Source organism: Parasphingopyxis marina (genome assembly GCF_014237875.1).
In the GTDB taxonomy this organism is placed as follows: Bacteria; Pseudomonadota; Alphaproteobacteria; order Sphingomonadales; family Sphingomonadaceae; genus Parasphingopyxis; species Parasphingopyxis marina.
In genome coordinates this window covers 1,053,006-1,076,279 of the sequence record NZ_JACJVJ010000002.1, presented here as the reverse complement: position 1 = coordinate 1,076,279, position 23,274 = coordinate 1,053,006, and the positions used below count along the sequence as shown (strand labels likewise).

24 protein-coding genes are annotated in these 23,274 nt (G+C 64.5%); 10 read left to right on the top strand and 14 right to left on the bottom strand.

Features of this window, described 5'->3' with window-relative positions; genetic code table 11:
• The first annotated feature begins 98 nt into the window (after positions 1–98).
• From H6P80_RS14020 to clpS, 3 genes are all read left to right on the top strand, one after another.
• Positions 99–1,916: a PHA/PHB synthase family protein gene (locus H6P80_RS14020; protein ID WP_185801967.1), complete on the top strand. Its 1,818-nt coding sequence runs from the start codon at positions 99–101 to the stop codon at positions 1,914–1,916.
• Positions 1,917–2,075: 159 nt separating this feature from the next.
• A complete protein-coding gene (locus H6P80_RS16735; RefSeq protein WP_185801966.1) occupies positions 2,076–2,663 on the top strand; it encodes a phasin family protein in 588 nt (195 codons plus the stop codon).
• A gap of 174 nt (positions 2,664–2,837) precedes the next feature.
• Complete coding sequence (clpS, locus tag H6P80_RS14010; RefSeq protein ID WP_185801965.1) at positions 2,838–3,197, top strand: ATP-dependent Clp protease adapter ClpS; 360 nt, start codon at positions 2,838–2,840, stop codon at positions 3,195–3,197.
• A gap of 4 nt (positions 3,198–3,201) precedes the next feature.
• On the opposite strand, the gene H6P80_RS14005 is transcribed toward clpS, so the two are convergent.
• The gene (locus H6P80_RS14005) at positions 3,202–4,089 is read right to left on the bottom strand and encodes a sulfotransferase (protein WP_185801964.1); all 888 of its coding nucleotides are present in this window, start codon (positions 4,087–4,089) and stop codon (positions 3,202–3,204) included.
• 144 nt (positions 4,090–4,233) lie between these two features.
• Between H6P80_RS14005 and murA the strand changes: the two genes are divergently transcribed.
• Together murA and H6P80_RS13995 are read left to right on the top strand one after the other, a co-directional pair.
• Positions 4,234–5,514 (top strand): UDP-N-acetylglucosamine 1-carboxyvinyltransferase, encoded by a 1,281-nt coding sequence (gene murA, locus H6P80_RS14000; RefSeq protein ID WP_185801963.1) that lies wholly within the window; start codon positions 4,234–4,236, stop codon positions 5,512–5,514.
• Between the two features lie 161 nt (positions 5,515–5,675).
• Positions 5,676–5,921: a hypothetical protein gene (locus H6P80_RS13995; RefSeq protein ID WP_185801962.1), complete on the top strand. Its 246-nt coding sequence runs from the start codon at positions 5,676–5,678 to the stop codon at positions 5,919–5,921.
• A 77-nt stretch (positions 5,922–5,998) separates the two neighbouring features.
• Here H6P80_RS13995 and H6P80_RS13990 read toward each other — a convergent pair whose 3' ends face one another.
• Genes H6P80_RS13990 through H6P80_RS13980 form a run of 3 tightly spaced genes read right to left on the bottom strand, consistent with a single transcriptional unit; the run spans position 5,999 to position 11,556 of the window.
• Positions 5,999–7,228: a DUF445 domain-containing protein gene (locus tag H6P80_RS13990; protein ID WP_235973890.1), complete on the bottom strand. Its 1,230-nt coding sequence runs from the start codon at positions 7,226–7,228 to the stop codon at positions 5,999–6,001.
• Between the two features lie 38 nt (positions 7,229–7,266).
• Positions 7,267–10,341: an efflux RND transporter permease subunit gene (locus tag H6P80_RS13985; protein ID WP_185801961.1), complete on the bottom strand. Its 3,075-nt coding sequence runs from the start codon at positions 10,339–10,341 to the stop codon at positions 7,267–7,269.
• A gap of 9 nt (positions 10,342–10,350) precedes the next feature.
• The gene (locus tag H6P80_RS13980; protein ID WP_185802157.1) at positions 10,351–11,556 is read right to left on the bottom strand and encodes an efflux RND transporter periplasmic adaptor subunit; all 1,206 of its coding nucleotides are present in this window, start codon (positions 11,554–11,556) and stop codon (positions 10,351–10,353) included.
• Between the two features lie 235 nt (positions 11,557–11,791).
• Between H6P80_RS13980 and H6P80_RS13975 the strand changes: the two genes are divergently transcribed.
• Entirely contained in the window at positions 11,792–12,505 is a 714-nt protein-coding gene (locus H6P80_RS13975; protein ID WP_185801960.1) for an SIMPL domain-containing protein, read from the top strand.
• A 64-nt stretch (positions 12,506–12,569) separates the two neighbouring features.
• Here H6P80_RS13975 and H6P80_RS13970 read toward each other — a convergent pair whose 3' ends face one another.
• The 3 genes from H6P80_RS13970 to H6P80_RS13960 all read right to left on the bottom strand — a co-directional run bounded on the left by H6P80_RS13970 (position 12,570) and on the right by H6P80_RS13960 (position 13,799).
• Positions 12,570–12,842: a GlsB/YeaQ/YmgE family stress response membrane protein gene (locus H6P80_RS13970; protein ID WP_185802156.1), complete on the bottom strand. Its 273-nt coding sequence runs from the start codon at positions 12,840–12,842 to the stop codon at positions 12,570–12,572.
• A gap of 234 nt (positions 12,843–13,076) precedes the next feature.
• Positions 13,077–13,376 carry a CtrA inhibitor SciP gene (gene sciP / locus H6P80_RS13965; RefSeq protein ID WP_185801959.1) on the bottom strand — a complete coding sequence of 100 codons (300 nt, stop codon included), beginning with the start codon at positions 13,374–13,376 and terminating at the stop codon, positions 13,077–13,079.
• A 114-nt stretch (positions 13,377–13,490) separates the two neighbouring features.
• On the bottom strand, positions 13,491–13,799 hold the full coding sequence (locus H6P80_RS13960; protein ID WP_185801958.1) for a hypothetical protein: 309 nt from the start codon (positions 13,797–13,799) through the stop codon (positions 13,491–13,493).
• Positions 13,800–13,957: 158 nt separating this feature from the next.
• Here H6P80_RS13960 and mnmA point away from each other — a divergent pair, with 158 nt between their 5' ends.
• Both mnmA and H6P80_RS13950 read left to right on the top strand, forming a co-directional pair.
• Complete coding sequence (gene mnmA / locus H6P80_RS13955; RefSeq protein WP_185802155.1) at positions 13,958–15,070, top strand: tRNA 2-thiouridine(34) synthase MnmA; 1,113 nt, start codon at positions 13,958–13,960, stop codon at positions 15,068–15,070.
• The gene (locus H6P80_RS13950) at positions 15,070–15,450 is read left to right on the top strand and encodes a hypothetical protein (protein ID WP_185801957.1); all 381 of its coding nucleotides are present in this window, start codon (positions 15,070–15,072) and stop codon (positions 15,448–15,450) included. Before mnmA ends, H6P80_RS13950 begins: the two co-directional genes overlap by 1 nt.
• On the opposite strand, the gene H6P80_RS13945 is transcribed toward H6P80_RS13950, so the two are convergent.
• Complete coding sequence (locus H6P80_RS13945) at positions 15,447–15,776, bottom strand: hypothetical protein (protein WP_185801956.1); 330 nt, start codon at positions 15,774–15,776, stop codon at positions 15,447–15,449. The two genes, H6P80_RS13950 and H6P80_RS13945, sit on opposite strands and share 4 nt — an antisense overlap.
• Positions 15,777–15,806: 30 nt before the next feature.
• On the opposite strand from H6P80_RS13945, the gene H6P80_RS13940 reads away from it, so the two are divergent.
• Both H6P80_RS13940 and H6P80_RS13935 read left to right on the top strand, forming a co-directional pair.
• Complete coding sequence (locus tag H6P80_RS13940) at positions 15,807–16,904, top strand: serine hydrolase domain-containing protein (RefSeq protein ID WP_185801955.1); 1,098 nt, start codon at positions 15,807–15,809, stop codon at positions 16,902–16,904.
• 154 nt (positions 16,905–17,058) lie between these two features.
• Positions 17,059–19,014, top strand: a complete 1,956-nt coding sequence (locus H6P80_RS13935) for a pre-peptidase C-terminal domain-containing protein (protein WP_185801954.1) — start codon at positions 17,059–17,061, stop codon at positions 19,012–19,014.
• 8 nt (positions 19,015–19,022) lie between these two features.
• Here H6P80_RS13935 and H6P80_RS13930 read toward each other — a convergent pair whose 3' ends face one another.
• The 6 genes from H6P80_RS13930 to H6P80_RS13905 are packed head-to-tail and all read right to left on the bottom strand — an operon-like array spanning position 19,023 to position 23,057.
• Positions 19,023–19,829 carry a PhzF family phenazine biosynthesis protein gene (locus H6P80_RS13930; RefSeq protein WP_185801953.1) on the bottom strand — a complete coding sequence of 269 codons (807 nt, stop codon included), beginning with the start codon at positions 19,827–19,829 and terminating at the stop codon, positions 19,023–19,025.
• A complete protein-coding gene (pdxH, locus tag H6P80_RS13925) occupies positions 19,826–20,413 on the bottom strand; it encodes a pyridoxamine 5'-phosphate oxidase (RefSeq protein WP_185801952.1) in 588 nt (195 codons plus the stop codon). Before pdxH ends, H6P80_RS13930 begins: the two co-directional genes overlap by 4 nt.
• Positions 20,414–20,423: 10 nt before the next feature.
• Positions 20,424–20,969, bottom strand: coding sequence for a hypothetical protein (locus H6P80_RS13920; RefSeq protein WP_185801951.1), 546 nt, complete (start codon positions 20,967–20,969; stop codon positions 20,424–20,426).
• Positions 20,969–21,907: a phosphatidate cytidylyltransferase gene (locus H6P80_RS13915; protein WP_185801950.1), complete on the bottom strand. Its 939-nt coding sequence runs from the start codon at positions 21,905–21,907 to the stop codon at positions 20,969–20,971. Before H6P80_RS13915 ends, H6P80_RS13920 begins: the two co-directional genes overlap by 1 nt.
• Positions 21,907–22,500, bottom strand: a complete 594-nt coding sequence (locus tag H6P80_RS13910) for a lysophospholipid acyltransferase family protein (protein WP_185801949.1) — start codon at positions 22,498–22,500, stop codon at positions 21,907–21,909. Before H6P80_RS13910 ends, H6P80_RS13915 begins: the two co-directional genes overlap by 1 nt.
• On the bottom strand, positions 22,497–23,057 hold the full coding sequence (locus H6P80_RS13905) for a CDP-alcohol phosphatidyltransferase family protein (RefSeq protein WP_221893007.1): 561 nt from the start codon (positions 23,055–23,057) through the stop codon (positions 22,497–22,499). Before H6P80_RS13905 ends, H6P80_RS13910 begins: the two co-directional genes overlap by 4 nt.
• Positions 23,058–23,274: the final 217 nt, after the last annotated feature.

Here is a 23,274-nt window from a genome sequence, read left to right as displayed (position 1 = left end):
GAGATCGCCCGAGGGAAAGCCATAATTCCTTTCATCGTTTCCGGCGGGATCAAAATTCGGTAACGATGAAACACGGATCACGCATTCCAGGAGCGTTCATGGCAAGCAGAGACGAGAGCGGGGCCGCCGGCACGACCCCTCCCATGCCGTCGCTTGAGGACATGCAGCACTGGACCGGGGTGATCGGTCGCGCGCAGCAGATGATGCTCGAACATGCGGCCGCCCAGATGAAGAAGGCGGGCGAGGCCGGCGAAGAAAAGATCGCCAAGGCGCCGAGCATGGCCGAAAATTTCGCGCAGATGATGCCGTCTTTCGCCTCGGCCGGCTTCGATCCGCAAAAACTGGCCGAAGCGCAGACCGATTTCTGGGACGACAGCATCAAGCTGTGGAACCGGTTCATGAATCCCGAAAAGGCCGACGGGGAAGCGCCGGAAGCGGCCAAGGGCGATCGCCGCTTTGCCGCGCCGCAATGGCAGGCCAGCCCCGTCTTCGACATGCTCCGCCAGGGTTATCTGCTGCTCTCCGAACATCTGCTGCGCACCGTCGATCTGATCGACGGCGTCGACGACAAGCAGAAGCAGCAGCTGCGTTTCGCGACACGCCAGTTCGTCGATGCGCTGAGCCCCTCCAATTTCGCGCTGACCAATCCCGAGGTTATCGAGATGGCCGTCGCGACCAAGGGCGAGAGCATCCTCAAGGGGCTCGAGCATATGCTCGCCGATATGGCGAAGGGCCAGCTGTCCCATGTCGATGCCGATGCCTTCACCCTGGGCGAGAATATCGCCACCACGCCCGGCAAGGTGGTGCGCAGGACGCCGCTCTACGAACTGATCCAGTACAGCCCGACAACGAAAAAGGTGCACGAGATCCCGCTCGTCATCTTCCCGCCCTGGATCAACCGCTTCTACATTCTCGATCTCAACCCCCAGAAGAGCTTCGTGCGCTGGGCGGTGGAGCAAGGCTTCACCGTGTTCATGGTGTCCTGGAAATCGGCCGACGAGACGATGGCCGATGTGACGCAGGACGATTATGTGATCGACGGGCAGGTCGATGCGATCGAGGCGGTGCGCGATCTGCTCGATGTGCCGAGCGTCAACGTCATCGGCTATTGCGTGGCGGGAACGACCCTGGCGATGACGCTCGCCTGGCTCGCCGCGAAGGGCGAGGCCGACAAGGTCGCCAGCGCGACCTTCTTCACCGCGCAGGTCGATTTCACCAAGGCCGGCGAGCTGCAGCTGTTCATCGACGATCTCCAGGCCAAGCTCGTCGAACAATTGGGCAGCGAAACCGGCTATCTGGACGGCCGCTACATGGCCGCGACGTTCAACCTGCTGCGCGACCGGGACCTGATCTGGAACTATGTCGTCAACAATTACCTGAAGGGGCAGGAATATCCGGCGTTCGACCTGCTTTACTGGAACGGCGATACCACCAACCTGCCCGCGAAGTGGCACCGGTCCTATCTTCGCGACCTTTATCGCGACAACAAGCTCGCCCAGCCCGGGGGGATCACGATCGGCGGCGTGCCGATCGATCTCCACAAGGTCGAAACCCCGGCCTATATCCAGGCCGGGCGCGAAGACCATATCGCGCCGCCCGAAAGCGTCTGGAAGATCACCGAACATTTTCGCGGGCCGATCCGGTTCCTGCTCGCGGGCTCGGGCCATATCGCCGGCGTGATCAACCCGCCGTCGAGCGGCAAATATCAATATTGGACGAACGAGGCGGAAGCCGGGTCGCTCGCCGACTTTATTGCAGGCGCGAAGGAAACGCCGGGCAGCTGGTGGCCCGACTGGCTGGAATGGCTGACCGGACATGCCGGCGAGAAAGTGCCGGTAAAGGGCAAGCGGAAGCCCGGAAAAGGCAAAAAGAAGCCGCTTGAAGATGCCCCGGGAACCTATGTAAAGTCTCGCTAATCCGGCCGTAGGGCCTTTGTGACAGCCACCATCGCGATGGCCGTGCCGTGCGACGAAACGAGCCGCCGCCGCGCTATGCTGCAATGCACAAAAAATGCTTGCAATTTTCGCTCCAGCCCTATATTGTGCACTGCAACATAAGGTTCATGGAGATACCTCGTGACGACGACAACTGCGAAGACCGGCACCCGCAAGAAGGCGCCGGCCAAGAAAACGACCGCCAAAACCCCCAAGTCCGCTGCCGCGCCCGCCGCAGCGAAGAAAGGAACGATCATGTCCACCACTGCTGAAAAAGCTCAGGAAACCGTCAAGAAGACCGCCGAAGCCGCAACCGCCAAGGCGAAGGAAATCTTCGGCGACGTCAGCGAGCGAGCCAAGTCCGCGATGGAAAAGAGCACCGAAATCGCCAAGGAAATGGGCGAATTCAACAAGGAAAATCTGGAAGCGATGATGAGCTCCGCCAAGATTGCCGCCGAAGGCACGGGCGAAATGGCTCGCGATTTCGCCGATTTCGGCCGTACGCGCTTCGAAACGCTGACCGGCACCTTCAAGGAAGTCGCCGCCGCCAAGTCGCCGACCGAAATGTTCCAGATCCAGAGCGAATATGCCAAGGGCACGTTCGAAGCCATGGTTCAGGAAGGCTCGAAGCTGAGCGAAGCCTGGCTGAAGCTCGCCGGCGACGTTGCCAAGCCGATTTCGAACCGGTTTGCGGTTGCCGCCGACAAGGCCAAGAAGATGGCCGCGTAAGCGCACCGTTTCGACGAAAAGAAAAAATGGGCCGTTCCGCTATGCCGGAGCGGCCCATTTTCGTTGGACCGGCACGGCCCGGAACGGCGCCGGGCAAGCGCAAAGCCCGACTAACCCTGTTTTCCGCGATTCACACCCTTGCTTCATCGCGATCCGATACGATATTCTTGAAACATGCTCGACAGTGAAATCATTCTAGCCTCCGGCGATAACGACCAGGACGGAAGCGACGACGACGATGCCTCGACCGGCATCGCGACCAAGACACGCACCCGCACCAAGAAACCGTCGCCCTACAAGGTTCTCATGCTCAACGACGATTTCACGCCGATGGAGTTCGTCGTGCTCGTCCTCCAGCGCTTTTTCGGGATGAACATGGAAGAGGCGACCCAGGTGATGCTGCATGTGCATCAGCGCGGCGTCGGCGTCTGCGGCGTCTTCAGCTATGAAGTGGCCGAGACCAAGGTGAGCCAGGTGATCGATTTCGCCCGGGAAAACCAGCACCCGCTCCAGTGCACGCTCGAAAAGGCATAGGCGGCTAGAGAGCCCAGCTTTCCGGCACACGCGATCCGAAGCGCTCGCGGCAATATCGATAGACCGGTGCCAGCAGTTCCGCGGCACGCGCCTCATTCTCTTTGGAAATGCGGTGCGCCGGCGGGGAATGGCCGAGCTTGCGACCGAGTTCGGCCTCGCGCCGCGATATCCCGATAAAGTCGGTCAGCCGGTCGAACGACGGCTGGGTGAACATTTCCTCGAAAAACAGCACGAGCACGTCCTCCTCGTCGAACGCGGAGAAAACGCGTTCGAGAATTCGGTCATAATGGAAATTCTGGACGCGCAGATGGCCTTCCAGCCGCTCGCCGAAAAATGTTTCATAGGGAATCTGGCGGCCGACATTCCATATGTGGCGGAGCACGGCGTCGAGCCGGCTTAGCGGGTCGCGCAGCGTAACCAGCAATTTCACCTTCGGATGCTGTCGCCGCATAAAGGCGAAACCCTCCTGGGTGAGCCCGCTATAGCTTGGCGAGAGTTCGCCGAAGGCCCGGTGCACGTCTCCCATATTGTCGCGGAACAGGCCGATATAGCGCTCGGGTTCGTCGGTCATCCGCAGCCGCTCGGCCAAGGTGGCGAGGCGAATTTTCGTCGCCGCGGCTTCGGCATGCTCGGGATCTTCGGACAGTTTCGCAATCAGCCTGCGCGCGCGCTCGTCGAACTTTTCGCGATTGCCCTCCTGGTAGAGAGCCGAGAAGAACTGCATTTCCTTGATCGGCGAGGCGTAGAATTCCGGATGCCCGGCCAGGTAGCGATAGATGGAGGTCGTGCCCGTCTTGGTCGGTCCGATGCCGATGAACAGCGTCTTGTCTTCGAAAGCGAGGCCGTTCCCGCCGCCTTGATGCCGGGGAAGAAGGCGCGAAATCAGGCTCATGAAACGGGGTGCTTTTGAATGGAAACAGGGGGGAAACGGGCAACCGTGAAGGGCATGGATGTTCGTATATCGCTCCGCCGCCGACAGGGCCAGAGCGCGCGAACCGGACATTGCGCTTCGCCGTCCTTCGGTTAGAAGGCCGCCATGGACAGCATCCTTATCCGCGGCGGCCAGCGCCTTTCCGGCACCATCCATATTTCGGGCGCGAAAAATGCCGTGCTCACATTGATGCCCTGCGCGCTCCTTACCGACGAACCGCTTTGCCTCGAAAACCTGCCGCGCCTCGCCGATGTCGACAGCTTCATGCATCTCCTCAACCAGCATGGCGCCTCGACCATGCTGGAACGCAGCGGCAATGGCGGCGGCCGCCGGATGACGGTTGCGGCGAAGGAGATCGTATCGACGGTCGCGCCCTATGATTTCGTGCGCAAGATGCGCGCCTCCATCCTCGTGCTCGGCCCGCTGGTTGCGCGCGCGGGCGAGGCGACGGTGTCGATGCCCGGCGGCTGCGCGATCGGCAACCGGCCGATCGACCTGCACCTGAAGGCACTGGAAGCGCTGGGCGCGGATATCGAACTCGCCGCCGGCTATGTGAAGGCGACCGCGCCCGAGGGCGGGCTCAGGGGCGGCACGATATCCTTTCCCTTCGTCTCGGTCGGCGCGACCGAGAATGCGCTGATGGCCGCGGTTCTCGCCAGGGGCGAGACGGTGATCGAGAATGCGGCGCGCGAGCCGGAGATCGTCGATCTGTGCAGATGCCTCGTCGCGATGGGCGCGGAGATCGAGAATATCGGCAGCGAACGGCTCGTCATTCACGGCAAGGACCGGCTCCACGGGGCGACCTATAGCGTGATGCCCGACCGGATCGAGGCCGGCAGCTATGCCTGCGCCGCCGCGATCACCGGAGGCGATATCTTCCTCGAAGGCGCCGATGCCGCCGACATGCCGTCCATCCTCGCCGGCCTGCGCGATGTCGGCCTTGCCATCGAAGAGCAGGCGGGCGGTATCCGTGTCGCGGCCGATGGGCCGCTGACCCCGATCACCCTTTCCACCGCGCCCTTTCCCGGTTTCCCGACCGACATGCAGGCGCAGTTCATGGCGATGCTGACCCTTGCCGGGGGAACCAGCGTGCTGACCGAAACGATCTTCGAGAACCGCTATATGCATGTGCCCGAGCTCACCCGGATGGGGGCGGAGATCGACGTGCGGGGCCGCACGGCGGTGGTGAAGGGCGTCGAGGGACTGGTCGGCGCGCAGGTGATGGCGACCGATCTTCGCGCCTCGATGAGCCTCGTGCTTGCCGGGCTGGCCGCCAAGGGCGAGACCAAGGTGCTGCGCGTCTACCATCTCGATCGCGGCTATGAGCGGCTCGAGGAGAAACTCGGCGGCGTGGGGGCCGATATCGAGCGGATCAGCGAAGGCTAGTCCGTTACGCGCTCGACGGGCCGAAACGCGCGCGCGGCGGGGCGTTTCCGGCGATCCTCCGGGCGCGGCGAGGCCACCTGTCGGCGCAAGGCGGTTGGCGTAAAATCAGAATTTTTCCAGACCGAGCATCGCGGGAGGGCGCAATGCGAAGGATCCTTTCGATGAAAGTGCAAAAGCTGCTTGTTTCCGCGATCGTGATGCTTGTCGGCAGCGCTCCGGCGCTTGCCCTGCAGGCCGACGACGCGACGGACGGCGGAGCCCCGCCGCCGACGCTCGATACCAATGGCGATGGCACGCCCGATGCCTGGGACCGGGACGGCGATGGCCGCCCGGACGCCTGGGACACGGACCGCGATGGTGCTCCCGACGCCTTGGACAATGACGGAGACGGCGAACCCGACCAATAATAGCACCCCCTGCAAGCCCGATCCTGGGCCGCCATCTCCCCTCGATGGCGGCCTGTTTTTTTGGAGAAAGCCGAAGCCTAGAAGACGGTGACGAGCGTGTGGATGACAAGGCCGACAAGGCCGCCGACCAGCGTGCCGTTCATCCGGATATATTGGAGATCGCGGCTGACCGCGTTTTCGAGCCGCAGGGTCACGGTTTCGGCGTCCCAGCTGCGCACCGTATCGGAAACCAGGGTGACGATGCTGTCGCCATAATCGGCGACCGCGCCGACCGTCGCGCGGCGCGCGAAGCCGTTGATCGCGCGCTTCAACCCGGGGTCTTCCTGCAGCGTCTTGCCGAGATCGCGCAGCGCTTCGCCGAACCGGCCCTCCATCGTCCTGTCGGGATCGCGCGCCGCGCGGAGCAGCGCTTCGCGCGCCTGTTCCCACAGGCCGTCGAGCCAGTCCGCCACCGCCGGGTTTTCGATGATGTCGCGTTTGAACCGGTCGACCTTGGCCTGCATCTCGGGATCGTTCTGAAGGTCGAAGGCGAGGCGGACGAAACCCTCGTTCGCCTGGTCGCGCAGCGGATGGTGCGGATCGCCTTCCATCTGGACGAGCAGCTTTCTGAGCCCGGAGATGATCGCGTCGGAGAGCCGGTCGTCGATCGCCAGCCAGCGCATGAAATTATTGGCCCGCTCATAGACCATGGCGCGCACGACTTCCTCGTTGGCGTCGAGGATATTGGCCGCCCAGCGGACGATGCCGTCGATGATCGGGACGTGCCGGTTCTCGGCGATCGCCGCCTCGATCGCCTGGCCGAGCAGGGGGGCGATATCGAGATCGCGCAGCCGGTTGGCGACCATCGTCTTGGCATTGCCGCCCAGCCGCTCGTCGTCCAGCGATTCGAGGATCATCGCGAACAGCCGCGCCGCGCCCTCGCGCATCCGGCCCTGCCCGCCCGAAGGCTGGACCAGGAATCGGCCGATCGCGCCGGCGACGTCGAACCGCCGCATTCGCCGCGCGACGACCGAGGGGGTGAGGAAATTGTCCTTGAGGAACAGCGCCAGTTGCTCGCCGATCCTGTCCTTGTTGTTGGGGACGATTGCGGTGTGGGGAATCGGCACGCCCAGCGGATGGCGGAACAGGGCGGTGACCGCGAACCAGTCCGCCAGCCCGCCGACCATCGCCGCCTCGGCAAAGGCGGCGACGAAGCCCCAGGCCGGATGCGCGCTTTCCATGTAATGGGCGAAGGCGAAGACGCCCGCCATCAGGAGGAGCATCGCGGTCGCGGTGCGCCGCATGGCGCGCCCGCGATCCTCGGTCATGCTGAACCGGCTTTGCGGCCGGGGGGGTGGCGGTGCCGTCATTCGGCCGGCTGGACCGCGCCCTTTTCTTCCTCGGTCGGCTTGTAGGTGAGCGCCCGGCCGAAGACCCTGCGGAATTTCTGCTCAACGCTGTCGGCGATGCTGAAGCTGGCCGGCACGATGACGAGGGTCAGGACGGTCGATAGCAGCAACCCGCCGATCACCGTCCAGCCCATCGGCGACCGGAAGGCCGAATCGCCGTGGATGGCGATCGCGGTCGGGATCATGCCCGCCGTCATCGCCACGGTCGTCATGACGATCGGCTGGGCGCGCTTGTGGCCCGCATCGATCAGGGCCGTGACCTTGTCGACGCCCTTGTCCATTTCCTCGATCGCGAAATCGACGAGCAGGATGGAGTTTTTGGCAACGATGCCGAGCAGCATGAGAAGGCCGATAAACACCGGCAGGGAAAGCGCGTTGCCCGTGATAAGCAAGGCAAGGAAGCTGCCGAGCGGGGCGAGAATGAGCGATCCCATATTGACGAGCGGCGCGACGATGCGGCGATAGAGCAGCACGAGGACGGCAAAGACGAGCAGCACGCCGGATATGACGGCGACGATGAAGTTGAAGATCATCTCCGCCTGCCATTGCTCGGGGCCGGCATAGACGCGCTCGACGCCATCGGGGAGGTCGTCCCAGATGGGCAGCGCGTCGATCTGCTCCGAAGCGGAGACGACGCCGGGGGCAAGGTCCGCGCCGATGACGATACGACGCTGCTGGTTGTAGCGCTCGATCACCGTGGGGCCGGAACCGAAGCGGATTTCCGCGACCGCGCTCAGCGGCACCGATCCGCCCGACGCGGTAGGCACCGGCAGGTTTTCGATATTGGCGAGATCGCGCCGTGCGGCTTCGCTCAATATCACGCGGATCGGGATCTGCCGGTCGCTGAGCGAGAAACGGGCGGCATTCTGGTCGATATCGCCCTGCGTCGCGATCCGGATGGCCTGGGATAGCGCCGCGGTCGTCACGCCAAGGTCGGCGGCGAGGTCGAGCCGCGGTTCGACGATGATCTCCGGCCGCCTGAGCCCGCCGTCCACACGCGGGGCGACCACGCCGTCCAGCGCCGACATTTGGGTGACGATGGCGTCGGCCGCATCGTCGAGCGCATCGGGGTCGTCGCCGCCGATGGTGAGCGAGATATCGCGGCCGCTGAACCCGCCCTGCTGGGAATTGAAATAGACGCGTGCATCGGCGACGCTGCGCAGCAGCGGCAAGGTTTCGCGCTCGAAATCGATGCTCGATCGTTCGCGGTCGTCTTTCAGCGACATGAAGATACGGCCGCTGCCGGGTTCGATCCGCTGGAAGGCGGTGCGGACCTCGGGCTGCGCGCGCAGGATCGCGGCGACCCGGTCGGAAACGCGTTCGGTCTGGCGCAATGTCGAGCCGGGCACCATCTCGATCGTCACCCGGCTGAAATCATTATCCTCGTTCGGCATGAACACCATCGGCAAGAAGCTGGCGGATACGACGGTAAGCACGAGCGCGCCGCCGCCGCCGATCAGCGCGGTCTTCCAGCGATGCACGAGCGACCATTTGAGGAGCGCCATATAGCGGTCCATCAGCGGGCCTTCGCCATGGGTGTGTACGCCTTCGGCCTTCATGAAATAGGCCGATATCAGCGGCGTGATCAGGCGCGCCACGGCAAGGCTCATCAGCACCGCGATCACTGTCGTCATGCCGAACTGGATGAAGAACTGGCCCGAAATGCCCGGCATCAGCGCAACCGGCAGGAACACCGCGACGATCGCCATCGTCGTCGCCAGCACCGCGAGGCTAATCTCCTCGGCGGCGTCGATCGATGCCTGGTAGGAATTCTTGCCCATGCGCATGTGGCGCACGATATTCTCGATCTCCACGATCGCATCGTCGACGAGAACGCCCGCGACGAGACTGAGCGCGAGCAGGCTGATGAAGTTCAGGGTGAAGCCGAGCAGTTCCATGAACCAGAAGGTCGGGATTGCCGAAAGCGGGATCGCGATCGCCGCGATCAGCGTCGCCCGCCAGTCGCGCAGGAACAGGAAGACGACGATAACCGCGAGCACGGCGCCTTCGACCAGCGCGTTCATCGCGGCGTCGTAGTTGGATTTCGTATATTCGACCGAGGTGAACAGCCGGGTGAAGGTGACGCCCGGATATTCTTCCTCCATCTGCTCCAGCATTTCCACGGTACTGTCATAGACCGAGACGTCGGATGCGCCCTTGGCGCGTTCGACGCCGAAGCTTACGACCTGCCGGCCGTTCATCTTCGATAATGTGCGCTGCTCGCCATATTGATCGCGAACGTCGGCGATGCTGGAAAGCTGCACCGTCCGGCCGTTGCCGATGGCGATATCGGTCTGGCCCAGCTCATAGGCGGTGTCGGCGTCGCCGAGCACGCGCACCGACTGTTCGGCGCCGGCCACTTCCGCCCGGCCGCCGGCGGCGTTGAGGTTGGTCGCGCGCAGCTGGGAATTGATCTGGCTCGCGGTGATGCCGAGCGCTTCGAGCTGCGCGGGATCGAGCACCACCCGGATCTCGCGATCGACGCCGCCGCTGCGATCCACGGCGGCCATGCCGTCGATGCCGAGCAACCGGCGCGCGATGGTGTTGTCGACGAACCAGCTGAGTTCCTCCAGCGTCATATCGACGCTTTCGACCGCGAAGAAGGCGATCGTGCCGCCGCCATTCACTTCGACGCGGGTGACCTGGGGCTCCAAAATCCCGTCGGGCAGGTCGCCGCGGATCAGCGCGACGGCGTTGCGGACATCGTTCACCGACCGGTCGACCGGCGTGCCGATGGCGAACTGGATGAAGGTTTGCGAGCGGCCTTCCTGCACGGTCGACTGGATCTCGTCGACGCCGTTGATGTTGCGCACCGCCGCCTCGACGCGCTGGGTGACCTGGGTTTCCATCTCGCTCGGCGCCGCGCCGGGCTGGGAAACCTGGACGATCACAGCCGGGAAATCGACATCCGGGCTGTCGTTCACGTCGAGCCGCATGAAGGAAATGATACCGGCCAGCATCAGGCCCGCGAACAGCACGAGCGGCGGGGTCGGGTTCTTGATCGCCCAGGTCGAGATCGTGCGAAAGCTCATAATGCCGTCCTAGTTGCCGGTTTCGGCGGCCGCGCGCTGCGGGATCACCTCGTCGCCGATATTCAGGAAGGCGCCTGCCGACTGGACCACCCGCTCGGAGCCGCGCAGGCCTTCGCGGATCGTGATGCCGGCATTGGATACCTCGCCGATTTCGACGTCGCGGCGAACCACGAGATTATCCTGGTCGATGATGAAGACGTAATTCTGGCCGTCTTCGTCGCTCATCACCGCGGATTCCGGCAGCATCGGCGCGTTGACCGAACCCGCGACGATCGCGGCGCTGGCGAAGCCGCCGGGGCGCAGTCCTTCGCGATAGCTGAGCGCAATGCTCGCCGTGCCCTGCCGGCTTTGCGGATCGATCGTCGGCGAAAGCTGCCAGATCTGGCCCAGAAAGGCTTCGGCGGCGCCGACCGGCGTGACGGTCGCCTGCTGGCCGACCGAAAGCCGCCGCAGATCGCCTTCGGAAACCCGTGCATTCATTTCCATCTCGCCGCCCTGGGCAAGCAGGAACAGCGCGCCCGATCCGGCGCTCACCACCTGGCCGGGTTCGGCGTTGCGTTCGAGCACGAGCCCGGCGGCAGGCGCGCGGATGGCAAGCCTGCCGGCCCGCGCGCGCAATTCGTTGAGCTGCGCCCCGGCGACGTTGACGCGCGCCCGCGCGGCATCGCGGGTCGCCGTTTTGCGGTCGATATCGGCCTGGCTGATGAAGCCGCGTTCGACGAGCTGGAGCGCGCGATCGAGTTCGGCCTGGGCGAGCGCGAGATCGGACCGGGCGACTTCGACCTGGGCCGCTGCCGAGCTTACCTGCTGCGACTGGACCGAGCTTTCGATCGAGGCGAGGATCTGGCCGGCCCGGACCCAGTCTCCGGCGTCGACATAGACCCGCAGGATCTGGCCGCCTTCGCCCGCGACGCCGACCGGCATCGCGCGGCGCGCATCGAGCGTGCCGCTGGCCGTGATCGTGTTGGAGATCGACTGCGAGCCCGGGACGACGACGGTAACCGTCGGCAAGGTGCGCGCGGGACCGTCTTCGCCGGCTGCGGCACCGGCGTTTTCGCCGGACCCGCCGGAAAACATGAAATAGACCGCGAGCAGCGCCAGCGCGGCGATCACCACGCCGATGATGACGAAGCGGCGACGCCGGTCTGCCCGGCGTTCTTCCGCTTCGAACTCGCTCATCGGAGCCGCGCTTTCGAAACTCTGTTCGACATTCATATCTGCCACCCTGGCCAACTCCGCTCTGCCTTCACTGTCGTGCTGTATTACATGAATATAACACAAGGCTCAAGCCGTATGTGAATCTGCGGGTTCATTGCGTTTTTTGCAGTGCAAAATCAAGGTGGCACGCAGCAGGAAATCGACCGTTCATCGAAGCGAAACCATTGCTTTGCTCCACGCGTTGGGAAGGAAAGCCCGCTTTCGGGCGCAACCGAATTGGAGGAGATTTTTTATGAAAACCGCACTTCTAGCCCTCGCCGCGTCCTGTGCGCTGGCGGCGCCGGCCGCCGCGCAAACCGCCGACATCCCGCTCGCCATCGAAGGCACGCGGCTGGATATCGTCGCGACCGGCGAATCGCGCCAGGTGCCGGACCTCGCGATCGTCAATGCCGGGGTCGTCACCGAAGCGCCGACTGCGGCCGCCGCCTTCGCCGAAAATAACCGCCGCATGGCCGCCGTCTTTTCCGCGCTGCGCCGCGCGGGAATAGAGGAGCGCGACATCCAGACCGCCTCGATAAACCTCAACGCCCGGTACGACTATTCCGATCGCAGCGAACCGCAGCTACTGGGTTATACCGCCTCGAACCAGCTCAGCGTCCGCTTCCGCGACGTCGAAAGGGCCGGAACGATCATCGACACCTTGGTCGGGCAGGGCGTGAACCAGATCAACGGGCCGAGCCTGGAAGTCGACGAGCCGGAAGCCGCGCTCGACGAAGCGCGCCGCGACGCGATCAGCAGGGCGCGGGCCCGGGCCGAACTCTATGCACAGGCGGCCGGCATGCGCGTCGAGAGAATTGTCGCAATCAGCGAAACCGGCGCCGCCCGGCCGCCCATGCCGATGGCCAATCGCGCCATGGCAATGGCCGAATCCGATACCGCGCTGCAGATCGCGCCGGGCGAGCAAAGGTTGTCGGCCACGCTCTCGGTGACGTTCGAACTGCGCTAGAAAGACGAAAGGGCGCGCGGAATTTCGCCGCGCGCCCTTTTCGGTCTTCCATCGCCGGTCGGCGCTAACGTACGCGTCCGCGCTTAATCAGGTTGACGATCGCCAGCAGCACGATCGCCCCGCCAAAGGCAACGAGCAAGGTCATTGGCTGGAAGGGGGCGTCCCGCAGCCGCGCGGTGCCGCCCGTCAGGACGCTGAACAGGAACCGGCCGAGGATTGAGCCGACACAGCCGACGATAACGTTCCAGAAAATGCCCATCGATGCGTCGCGGTTCATGACGATGCTGGCGAGCCAGCCGATGACGCCGCCGACGACCAGGGCAATGATGAAATTGATCATGCGAACCTCCCTCTTGCTTCGCCAGATCGGCAAAGCTTCCCGCGGGATCGCGACAATGCCGGCTCTCGATAAACGGTGCGGCCGGCTATCGAATCGATCCGCTGCGGATAAGAGTAAACCCTCTGATCCCAAAAACAAATTCCCCGGCCGCCGACGGAGATGGCGACCGGGGAATCGTTGCTCGCGGAGGCCGCTGCTCGGCCGTGCGTGCATGTTCGTGAAGGGGCGGCTCTAATATTTCTGCTGGCGTTCGTAGAGCGACTTGTAGTGCTGGATGCGCGTCACGCGCAGTCCGGGCATGCCCGAACGATCGATGGCGCGCTGCCAGCTGGCGAATTCCTCGACAGTCAGCCCATAGCGCTCGCAAGCCTCGTCGACCGACAGCAGGCCGCCATTGACTGCAGCGACGACTTCCGCCTTGCGCCGAACGACCCAACGCCGCGTATTGGGCGGCGGCAGGGAATTGAGCGTGAGCGGTTCGCCCAACGGGCCGATAACCTGCTCAGGACGGATTTTTTGGTTCTCGATCATACTTTCCTCAAAACTCGGGTCAGCCGACCTTTGCGCCTGTGTGTTCATTACGATGAACGCCTTGTAAGCAAAGCTCGTTGAAAGAACCCTAAAATGCCAAGGTAAACAGACACTTTACCAGGCTTTCTGAATGATTGACGGGGCGTTCGAAATTGGCACGGAGGGATTAAAGCTTCCGCGCAAAGTTTCTCCCTGCGGGACACTGCCAAGCCCTTTGCGATCCGCCCTGGGAGCAAAAATCTCGATCAGAGATTCCCGCGCGGCAATCTGGCGATCGCCGCCGATCGCCAGTCGCGCCGCCAGCCGTGCGGTGGGCTGTACGGCCTGTGCAGCGGCGAGAAACGCGACGAGCGCACGGAAATCGATGCCGACGTCGGTATTGACGGCGAAGCGCTTTCGAAAAGGGGTATATCCCAGGTCCATATCGGCCACTCTAGGGAGCAAGGCTGAAAACGTGGTAAAGGCACAGGCAACGCTTTGGTCATGAATCCGCGCGGAATCGGCGGGTTTTGGTTATCAGGGCCATAATGTGCGGCAAACGGACCTTTGCGCGCGGCGCCCGGGCATACTAAATGGGCGTCATGTCCCAGCCCGATTTTCAGCTTTCCCGCCCCGCGGATGAATGCCGGATCGTCGTCGCCATGTCCGGCGGCGTCGATTCCTCGGTGGTTGCCGCGCTTGCCGCGAAGACTGGCGCGGAGGTGATCGGCATCACCCTGCAGCTCTACGATCATGGTGAGGCGACCGGCCGGACGGGGAGTTGCTGCGCAGGGCAGGATATCCGCGATGCGCGCGCAGTCGCCGAAAAGCTCGGCATCGCCCATTATGTGTTCGACTATGAAAGCCGGTTCCGGGAATCGGTGATCGACGATTTCGCGGATGAATATATGGCGGGCCGCACGCCGATCCCCTGCATTCGCTGCAACCAGGGCGTGAAGTTCAAGGATCTGCTCGGCATGGCACGGGATCTCGGCGCCGATTGCCTCGCGACCGGCCATTATGTCCGCCGCGTGATGGGGGAAAATGGCGCGGAGCTGCACCGCGGCGCCGATCCGGCGCGCGATCAGAGCTATTTCCTGTTTGCGACGACGCCGGACCAGCTTGATTATCTGCGTTTTCCGCTGGGCGGCATGCCCAAGCAGGAGGTGCGCGAGATCGCCAGGGAACTCGGCCTCGCCGTCGCGATGAAGCCCGACAGCCAGGATATCTGCTTCGTGCCCGATGGCGATTACGCCAAGATCGTCAAGAAAGTGCGCCCCGAGGCGGGCGAGGGCGGCGAGATCGTTACCCGCGACGGTACCGTGCTCGGCGCGCATCAGGGGCTGATCCATTTCACCGTCGGCCAGCGCCGGGGGCTGGAGATCGGCGGCCAGCCCGAACCGCTTTATGTCGTGCGGCTGGAGCCCGAGACTAGGCGTGTCGTTGTCGGTCCGAAAAGCGCGCTCGCGGTGGCCGCCGCCCGGATCGAGGACGTGAACTGGCTGGGAGAGGCATTCGAGGGGCCGATGACTGCCAAGGTGCGTTCTCTGGCCAAGCCTGTGTCCGCGCGTTTCGACGGCGCGATGCTGGTTTTCGATATGCCCGAATATGGCGTCTCACCGGGACAGGCGGCCGTACTCTATTCCGGCGACCGGATATTAGGGGGCGGCTGGATCGCCGAGACGGTGGCAGCCGAAGAGGCGCTGGCGGCCTGATGCGTTTGGCGCGGTGGATTTTCGGTATCGCCGCGATCTGGGGCATCGCCGTCATTGCTCCGCTCTATTTCCTCGAACGCTGGATCGGCGAGTATTTCCCGCCGCCGATCGCCCATCCCGAAACCTATTACGGTTTTGTCGGCGTGACCCTGGCCTGGCAGTTTCTCTATGGGCTGATCGCCTATGATCCGCTCCGCTACCGCCCGGTCATGCTCATCGGGGCGGCGGGTAAGCTCTCCTTTGCCACGTCCAGCGCTGCGCTCTACCTGCAGGGCCGCGTTGGCATGCCGGTCTTCGGGGCCTCGCTGTTCGACCTTGCCCTGGCAATCCTGTTCGTGATCGCCTGGTGGCGGACCGGCAAGCCGAACTGGGCGGGCTAGCGATCGTCCTCGGCGGGTAGCGGCTCCAAGACGCAGCCCAGCCCCTCGCGGAACTGCGCCGAGCGGCTGGCAAGCAGGGGAACGCTGGCGGTGATGCGTTTCTCCGCTTCGTTCTCGCTTATCGAGATCGCTTCCATGCCGGGCTCATAGTCATTGTAGCAGCTCTCCATGTCCCGCCCGCCGATATAACGGCAGGAGCAGATGACATGTGCGCCATAGCCGACACCCAGTTCGATCGTCGGCTTCATGCGGATGCCGTAAAGGATCGCCGCGCCCAGCAGGACGAGCAGGACGGCGACGGAGCCGATCAGAATTGGCCGCTTCACTTTCATCGGCGTGAGACGTAGCGTGGCGCAATGACGATGCAAAGATGGCTCGTTCCGCTGACGTTACCTTTGCTGCTCGGCACCGCCGCGCCGGTTGCCGATGTGCAGCCCGGCGAGGAGGCCGAAGCGGCCACTGCTCCGGCAATCGTCCGCGCGGATCTCGATCCGCTGGTGACCGCGCTGTTCGAGGATGAGGGCGTCGGCGAGACGCGCGCCGTGATCGTCGTGCAGGACGGGGAGATCGTCGCCGAACGGTACGCGCCCGGCTATTCGGCCGATATGCGCTATATCTCCTGGTCGATGGCGAAGACCGTCACCGCCATCCTTGTCGGCTTTCTGGTCGAGGACGGGCGGCTGGATCTCGATGCGCCCGCGCCGGTTCCCGAATGGCAGGGCGAAAATGATGCGCGCCGCCATATCACCCTGCGCCACCTGCTCCATATGGCCTCGGGCCTCGATCATACCGAGGTCAACGATCCGATCTGGGATTCGGACACCAACCGGATGCTGTTCACCAGCGGAGCCGGCGACATGGCCGGCTATGCGGTCGCCCGGCCGCTCGAAGCCAATCCGGGCGATAAATATGAATATAGCAGCGCGACGACCGTCATCCTGTCGCGGATCATCGCCGACACCCTGACCGATAGCGAGGATCCGGGCGCCCGCGCCGCCGCCTATCGCCGTTTCGCTTATCAGCGGCTGCTCGGGCCGGCGGACATTCACAGCCTTTATTTCGAATTCGATGCCCAGGGCACGCAGATCGGCGGTAGCCTGATCCATGCAACGGCGCGCGACTGGGCTCGGCTGGGCGAAGTGCTGCGGACCGGCTCGGCAGCGGATGGGACCGAGATCATATCGCCCGCGTGGCGCGCCTTCATGCTGACCCCTTCGCCGCGCAACCCCGAATATGGCGGCCAGACCTGGCTCAACCGCCCGGGCGGTCCGTACGATTCGCCTACCCTGTTTCCCGGCCATGGGCCCGATACGATCTTCTCCCTTGTCGGCCATCTCGGCCAATATGTCGTCGTTTCGCCCGAACAGCGGCTGACGGTCGTCCGGCTCGGCAATACGCCGGATGCCCAGCGGCGCGCGGTTGTCGACCGGCTGGCGCGTTTTTTCGACGCTTGAGGCCGGAGGCGTGAAACTGTGCCGCAGATCATAGTTTGTTGAGGAAAGGCCGATTATGGCCATGGCGAACGGGTCTTAACGCTTTATCGTCGTTCAGCCCCGCTTCACCGCAGCCATGCTAGCGCGGTCGAGGGTCGGCAGAATGGGGACTGACATGAAGACGAAGAGCAAATTTGCAGCCGCAGGCTTGGGAATCGCAGCGGTTGCGCTGGCTTTCGCGCTGCCGACGCAGAGCCAGGCGCAGGACGGCGATCTCGCCATCGGCCGTACCCTGGAAGGCGAACTGACCACCGGCGACAGCGTCGATGGCGACAAGCAATATTATGACGAATTCCGCCTCCGCGCCGATCCCGGCGCGCAGGTCTCGCTGCTGCTCTCGTCCGACGATTTCGACACGGAATTGCGCATCGCGATGCCCGACGGCACGACGCTTTCCAACGACGACGATCATGTCGCTTCGGAGACGACCAACAGCCGGCTCGATATCGTGATGCCCGCCGAAGGCGTGGTGCGGGTGCGCGCCCGCTCTTTCCGGGCGGCGGCGACCGGCAGCTACCAGCTGGGCGCGGTATCGACCGACAGCCTTGCGATCGAGGCGGACGCGCCCGAGGCGGCGTCGATCGGTATCGGCCAGACGCGAGAAGGCGAGCTTGCCGAAAGCGATTACCAGAATGCGCGCGGCCGTCATGTCGACTATTACGAGTTCGAAGGCACAGCGGGCCAGCGGCTCGACCTGCATCTCAACTCGCGCGGCTTCGATACGGTGCTGGCGCTCGAGGGTGCCGACGGCTTCGTCGTGCGCAACGACGACGACGCGACGGCGGGCGAGCAGACGCTCAACAGCCGGGTCGTCGCGACCCTGCCCGAAGCCGGTACCTACCGGATTCTCGTCACCAGTTACGGTACCGGCGAAACCGGAGCCTATACGCTGGCGACCGCGATCAACCGGAACGGCGACGCCGATACCGAGCAAACCGCCGGCAATGCCGAGCCGCTGCAATTCGGCCAGGCGATCACCGCCGAGCTGGGCAAGGATGACGATACACTGGCGACCGGCGAATATCTGCAGCGCTATTCCTTCGAGGGCCATCGCGGCCAGCCGGTGACGATCGATCTCTCTTCGGAAGATTTCGATACCTATCTGATCCTGCGCAGCCCTGGTGGCGAGCAGGAGGATATCGACGATACCGGCGATTCGCTGAACAGCCGCTATGAGCGGGTGCTGGCCGAAGACGGGCTCTACACGGTGACGGCGACGAGCTACGCGCCCGGCGCGACCGGCGCATTCCGGTTGGCGCTGAGCGAAGGCACGACGCGGATTCCGGCAGAACCCGAGGCGCGCCAGGTGTTCGCGATCACGGTCGGCATCGCCGATTATGGCGGCAACAGCTCCAACCTCACCAACACCGATACCGATGCCGCCAAGCTTTACCGCAAGCTGGAGGAACTCGGCGTGCTGCACGAGGAGAGCATCCTGCTCACCAACCAGGACGCTTCGATCGACGAATTCCGCACTGCCTTCCGCCGCGTTGCGGCGCAGGCCGGGCCCGACGACATCTTCCTTTTCTTCTTCTCGGGCCACGGCAACCAGATCGAGGACGCCACCGATACCGGCGAACTGGACCGCCGCGACGAGACACTGGTCTTCGCCGATGGCGAGGAACTGACCGACGACGAGCTGGCGCGCATGTTTGCGGAAGTTCATGCCGGCACCGCGATGATCGTGCTCGATAGCTGCTTTTCCGGCGGGTTCGAGCGCGACGTGATCACCCGGCCCGGCATGATGGGGCTGTTTTCATCGGAAGAGGATCTGACGAGCCTTGTGGCTTCGGAATTCAGCGCCGGCGGCTATCTCGCGCGCTTCTTCTCCGATGCGGTGGGCGGTCAGGCCGACGATAATGGCGATCACAATGTGACGGCGGGCGAGCTCGTCTCCTACATTCGCTACCGTTTCCGTGAACAGTGCAACGGGCGGAACTGCATCGAGGCGGAAACCGGCGATGCACAGCGCAACCATCAGGAACTGGTCGTCCAGCGCGGTAGCGTGCAGGTGGACGACATTCTGGTGGTCTTGCCTGAACAATATGGCGTGGTTCGCGGCACGCGCTAGGCGCAGCCTCAGCGCAGCAGGAAACTGCCCTCGATCACCGTGACGCAGCGGCCGCTCAGGATCGCGCGGTCGCCGTCGAGCCGGCAGTCGATCCGTCCGCCGCGCTTGCTCGCCTGAAAGGCGGCAAGGCCGTCGCGGCCGAGGCGCGCCGCCCAGAAGGGCGCGAGCGCGGCATGGGCCGAGCCGGTCACCGGGTCCTCGTCGATCCCCCAGGCGGGCACGAAGACGCGGCTGACGATATCCTCGTCGCCGTCGCCCGGCGCGGTGACGATCGCCATGAGGTGGATGTCCGCCAATGCCTTGAAATCGGGCGCGCAGCCGCGCACGGACCCGGCGTCCCGCAGCAGCGCGATCGCCGTGTCCTCGGCGACACCCGCCGGGGACAGGAAGACCTCGCCCTCCACGCCCAGCGCCGTCAGCAGATCGGGCCGGTCCGCCGGTTCGACGGGCGTAGCGGGCAGGTCGAGCGCATAGCCTTCGCCCGATCGACGCACTTCCAACAGGCCGGCCTTGCGCGTTGCGAAGCGCACGACATCGCGCGCTGTATCGTCGCGCAAAATGGCGTGGCCCGTGGCGAGCGTCGCATGGCCGCACATCGCGACTTCGGCGGTCGGCGAAAACCAGCGCAGTTCGAAATCGGCAGCGGGATCGCCCGCCGGCAGGTAGAAGGCCGTCTCGCTGAGATTGTTCTCGGCGGCGATCGCCTGCAGCGTTTCGTCGGGCAGCCAGTTTTCGAGCGGCATAACCGCCGCCGGATTACCGCCGAAGGGGGCGTCCGCAAAGGCGTCGATCTGGAAGAAGGGCAGGCGTGTCACGGGTAGAGCAGCCCTTCGTCCCAGCCGCCATCCGTGCGCGTGAAGAGGCGGCGATGGTGGAGGCGGTGGGCGCCGTCCTCCCAGAATTCGATCCGCTCGGGGGCGAGCCGAAAGCCCGACCAGTGCGGCGGGCGCGGCACGTCGCCGCCGTCGAATTTCGCCTGCATCTCCGCAAAGCGCGCCTCGAAGGTTGCGCGACTGTCGAGCGGGCGGGACTGGTCGGACGCCCAGGCACCGAGCTGCGAATCCCGGCTGCGGGTCGCGAAATAGGCATCGGCCTCGGCATCGTCGACGCGGCTCACCGGCCCTTCGGCGCGAAATTGCCGGCGCAGCGATTTCCAGTGGAAGAGGATCGCCGCCTTGCCGGTATCGAGCAATTCCCTGGCCTTGCGGCTTTCGAAATTGGTGTACCAGACGAAGCCGCGTGCATCGTGCCCCTTGAGCAGCACCATGCGCACCGAGGGCTGGCCGCCTGCCGTCGTCGTGGCGAGCGCCATCGCGTTCGAATCGTTGATCTCGGTCTCGCGGGCTTCCGCGAACCATAGGGCGAACAGGGCGAAGGGGTCGTCGGCGGTATCGGTCATCGCGGGGCTTTTAACCCGGCATGGTGGCGAAATACCATGTGTAAAACAGGGCCCAGCTGAGGCCGAGCACGGCCAGCCGGCCGCGCAGCGACAGCCAGCGCGCCGCGATCCGTCCGGCGATCGCCGTGCCGATGCCGATGATCAGAAATCTCGGCACCCGCGCGGCGAAGCTGGCCAGCGCGAAGCCAAGAAGGGGCGATCCGGCGTTTCCGGCTGCCAGTGCGTAGAGCTTGTAGGGCATTCCGCCGAACGATCCCGCCAGCATCGCGGCAAAACCTTCCGCCCGGTAGGCCCGTTCGGCTTCGGCGATCATCGCCGCATCGATGGCCGGTAATGCCTCCAGCAGGGCGGCGACCCCAGCCCCGTCATGCTGCGCCCAGCAATAGAGAAAAATCCCGCCCGGAACCGCCGCGAGGGCGGCGATCAGGGCCGCGACGGTCGCCGTCTTCCAGCCATAGCGTACGGCCAGATAGCTGATCGGCACGTCCGCGACGATGAACCAGAGGATCGCCTCGGCAAAGGCCCAGAGCGCAACGATCGCGAAGCCGGCGATCATCAGGCCGCGAAAAAGTAATTGCAGAGATGGAAGAAGAGCGGGGCGGCGAAGCTCACCGAGTCCATCCGGTCGAGCGCGCCGCCATGGCCTTCGATCATCGTGCCCCAATCCTTGGCGCCCAGCGAGCGCTTGACCGCGGAAAGCACGATCCCGCCGCAGAAGCCGGCAATGACGATCGCCGCCGCCATCCCGGCGGCCTCAAGCGGCGTAAACGGCGTGATCCACCACAGCCCCGCGCCGACCGCTATCGCTGAAAGGCCCCCGCCGATCAGGCCTTCCCAGGTCTTGGCCGGGCTGACCCTCGGCGCGACCTTGTGGCGGCCGAACAGCTTGCCGAAAACATATTGGAGCACGTCGGAAAGCTGGACGACGGTGACGAGGAAGAAGAGCAGCAGGAAATTCTGCCCCTCATAGCCGGGGATGTTGAGGATCAGCAGCGCCGGGGCGTGGCTGATGCAATAGACGGTGAGCATCAGCGCCCACTGGATCTTGGCCGTGCGCATAAGGAAATCTGCCGTTTCGCCCCTGACGGCGGCGGCGACCGGCAGCAGCAGGAAGGCGTAGACGGGAATCGCGATGCTGAAGAGCGCCAGCCAGTCGATGCCGATCAGATAATATTGCAGCGGCAGGAAGATGTAGAAGGCGATGGCCAGCGCGCCGTGATCGGCAGGGCGGGTCGGCGTCAGCGAGATGAATTCGCGCAGGCAGTAGAAGCTGGTGAGCCCGAACAGCACGAGCGTGACGACCTTGCCAAAGACAAAGGCGATACCGAAAATCGCGACCATCACCCACCAGGCGCGGACGCGCTCGTTGAGATTGCGGACGGTTTCGCGTCCGCCTTCGCTCTTCACGGTGCGGGAAAGGATGGCGCCGATGATCGAGGCGACAAGCAGGATCCCGCCGACGCCGGCGAACAGCCAAAGGAAGCGCGGGTCCATCAGGCGAGCGCCACCACGGCTTGGCGTGCGCGATCCAGAAAGGCGGGCTTGGCCTCGTCCGGCGCGAAGGGAAGGGGCGGCCCGAAGCGCACCGAGCAGCTGATCGGCACCGGGATCAAGGTGCCCTTGGGCCAGGCGCGGCTGAGATTTTCCAGATAGACGGGAATCAGTTCGGCTCGCGGGTAATCGCGCGCAAGGTGATGCAGCCCGCCCTTGAAGCCGCGGGGCAAGGGTTCGTCGCCGCGCGTGCCTTCGGGAAAGATGATCAGCGATTCCCCGGAATCGAGGATGTCGCGGAGCGGACGGAGAGGGTCTTCGCCCTTCTTCGGGCGGCGCTGGAGCAGGACGGCGTTGAGGACATGGGTCGAGACGAAGCGAGCGAGCGCGTTCCTGCCCCAATAATCGGCGGCGGCCACGGGATGGGTCGTCTCGCGCAGATCGGGCGGCAGCGCGCTCCAGAGCAAAACCGTGTCGAGATGGCTGCCATGATTGGCGAAATAGATGCGCTGGCGCGATGTCGGCTCGCTGCCCTGCCAGCGCGGATGGCCCCCCACGAGGAACCGGGTCGCCGCGAACAGCAGCAGGCGGATCATGGCGCGGCGTCCCGGAGCGCATGGGAAATTCCCAGCACGCGGCGAATTCCCGTGAGCGCCGCGCCGACCACGATAATAGCAAGCGCGATGGCCAGAGCGTAGCGCGTTTCCAGCCACAAGGCTTCGCCGAGCGCGGCAAGACAGCCCAGGGTCAATGCGGCCATGCGGTGCGGCTTGGCCATCGGCCCGCGAAAATCCTGTCCGAAGCCCAGCGACCCGCCCAGCGCGCGGACATAGGCCGTGAACATCGCCAGCAGTGCGGCCAGCCAGCCTATCCACCACCAGGGCGTCGCATAGCCGGCCGCGATAAGCAGCAGGCTGTCCTCGATCCGGTCGGGCGCTTCGTTGTAGAGCGGCCCGGTTGCCGATCCCTTGCCGCCTTCGACGGCGACCATGCCGTCGAGCATATTGCAGAGCAGGCGGAGCTGGATGCCAAACGCGGCGGCGAGATAGAGCGAGGGATGGTTTGGGGCTTCGATCAGCGCCCATGCGCCGAGCGCGGCGAAGCCGATGCCGATCACCGAGATCGCGTTCGGCGTCAATCCGCTGGCCAGCATGAGGCGCGCCGCCCGCGCTGCCCAGCCGGTTCCGCGCGAAGCGAGGGGTCTGCGATTGCTCGGTTCGGCCATAGCGCGCGAAACTAACCGATCGCCCGCGCCAGTCCAGCTACCTTTGCGGTTCCGGTCCGAAACGCGATCGGATAGGACGCGTTACATGTCGGCAAGACGGATGGGCTGTCGGGAGATGCCGTTCGCATTCACTCGCGGGCTCGCG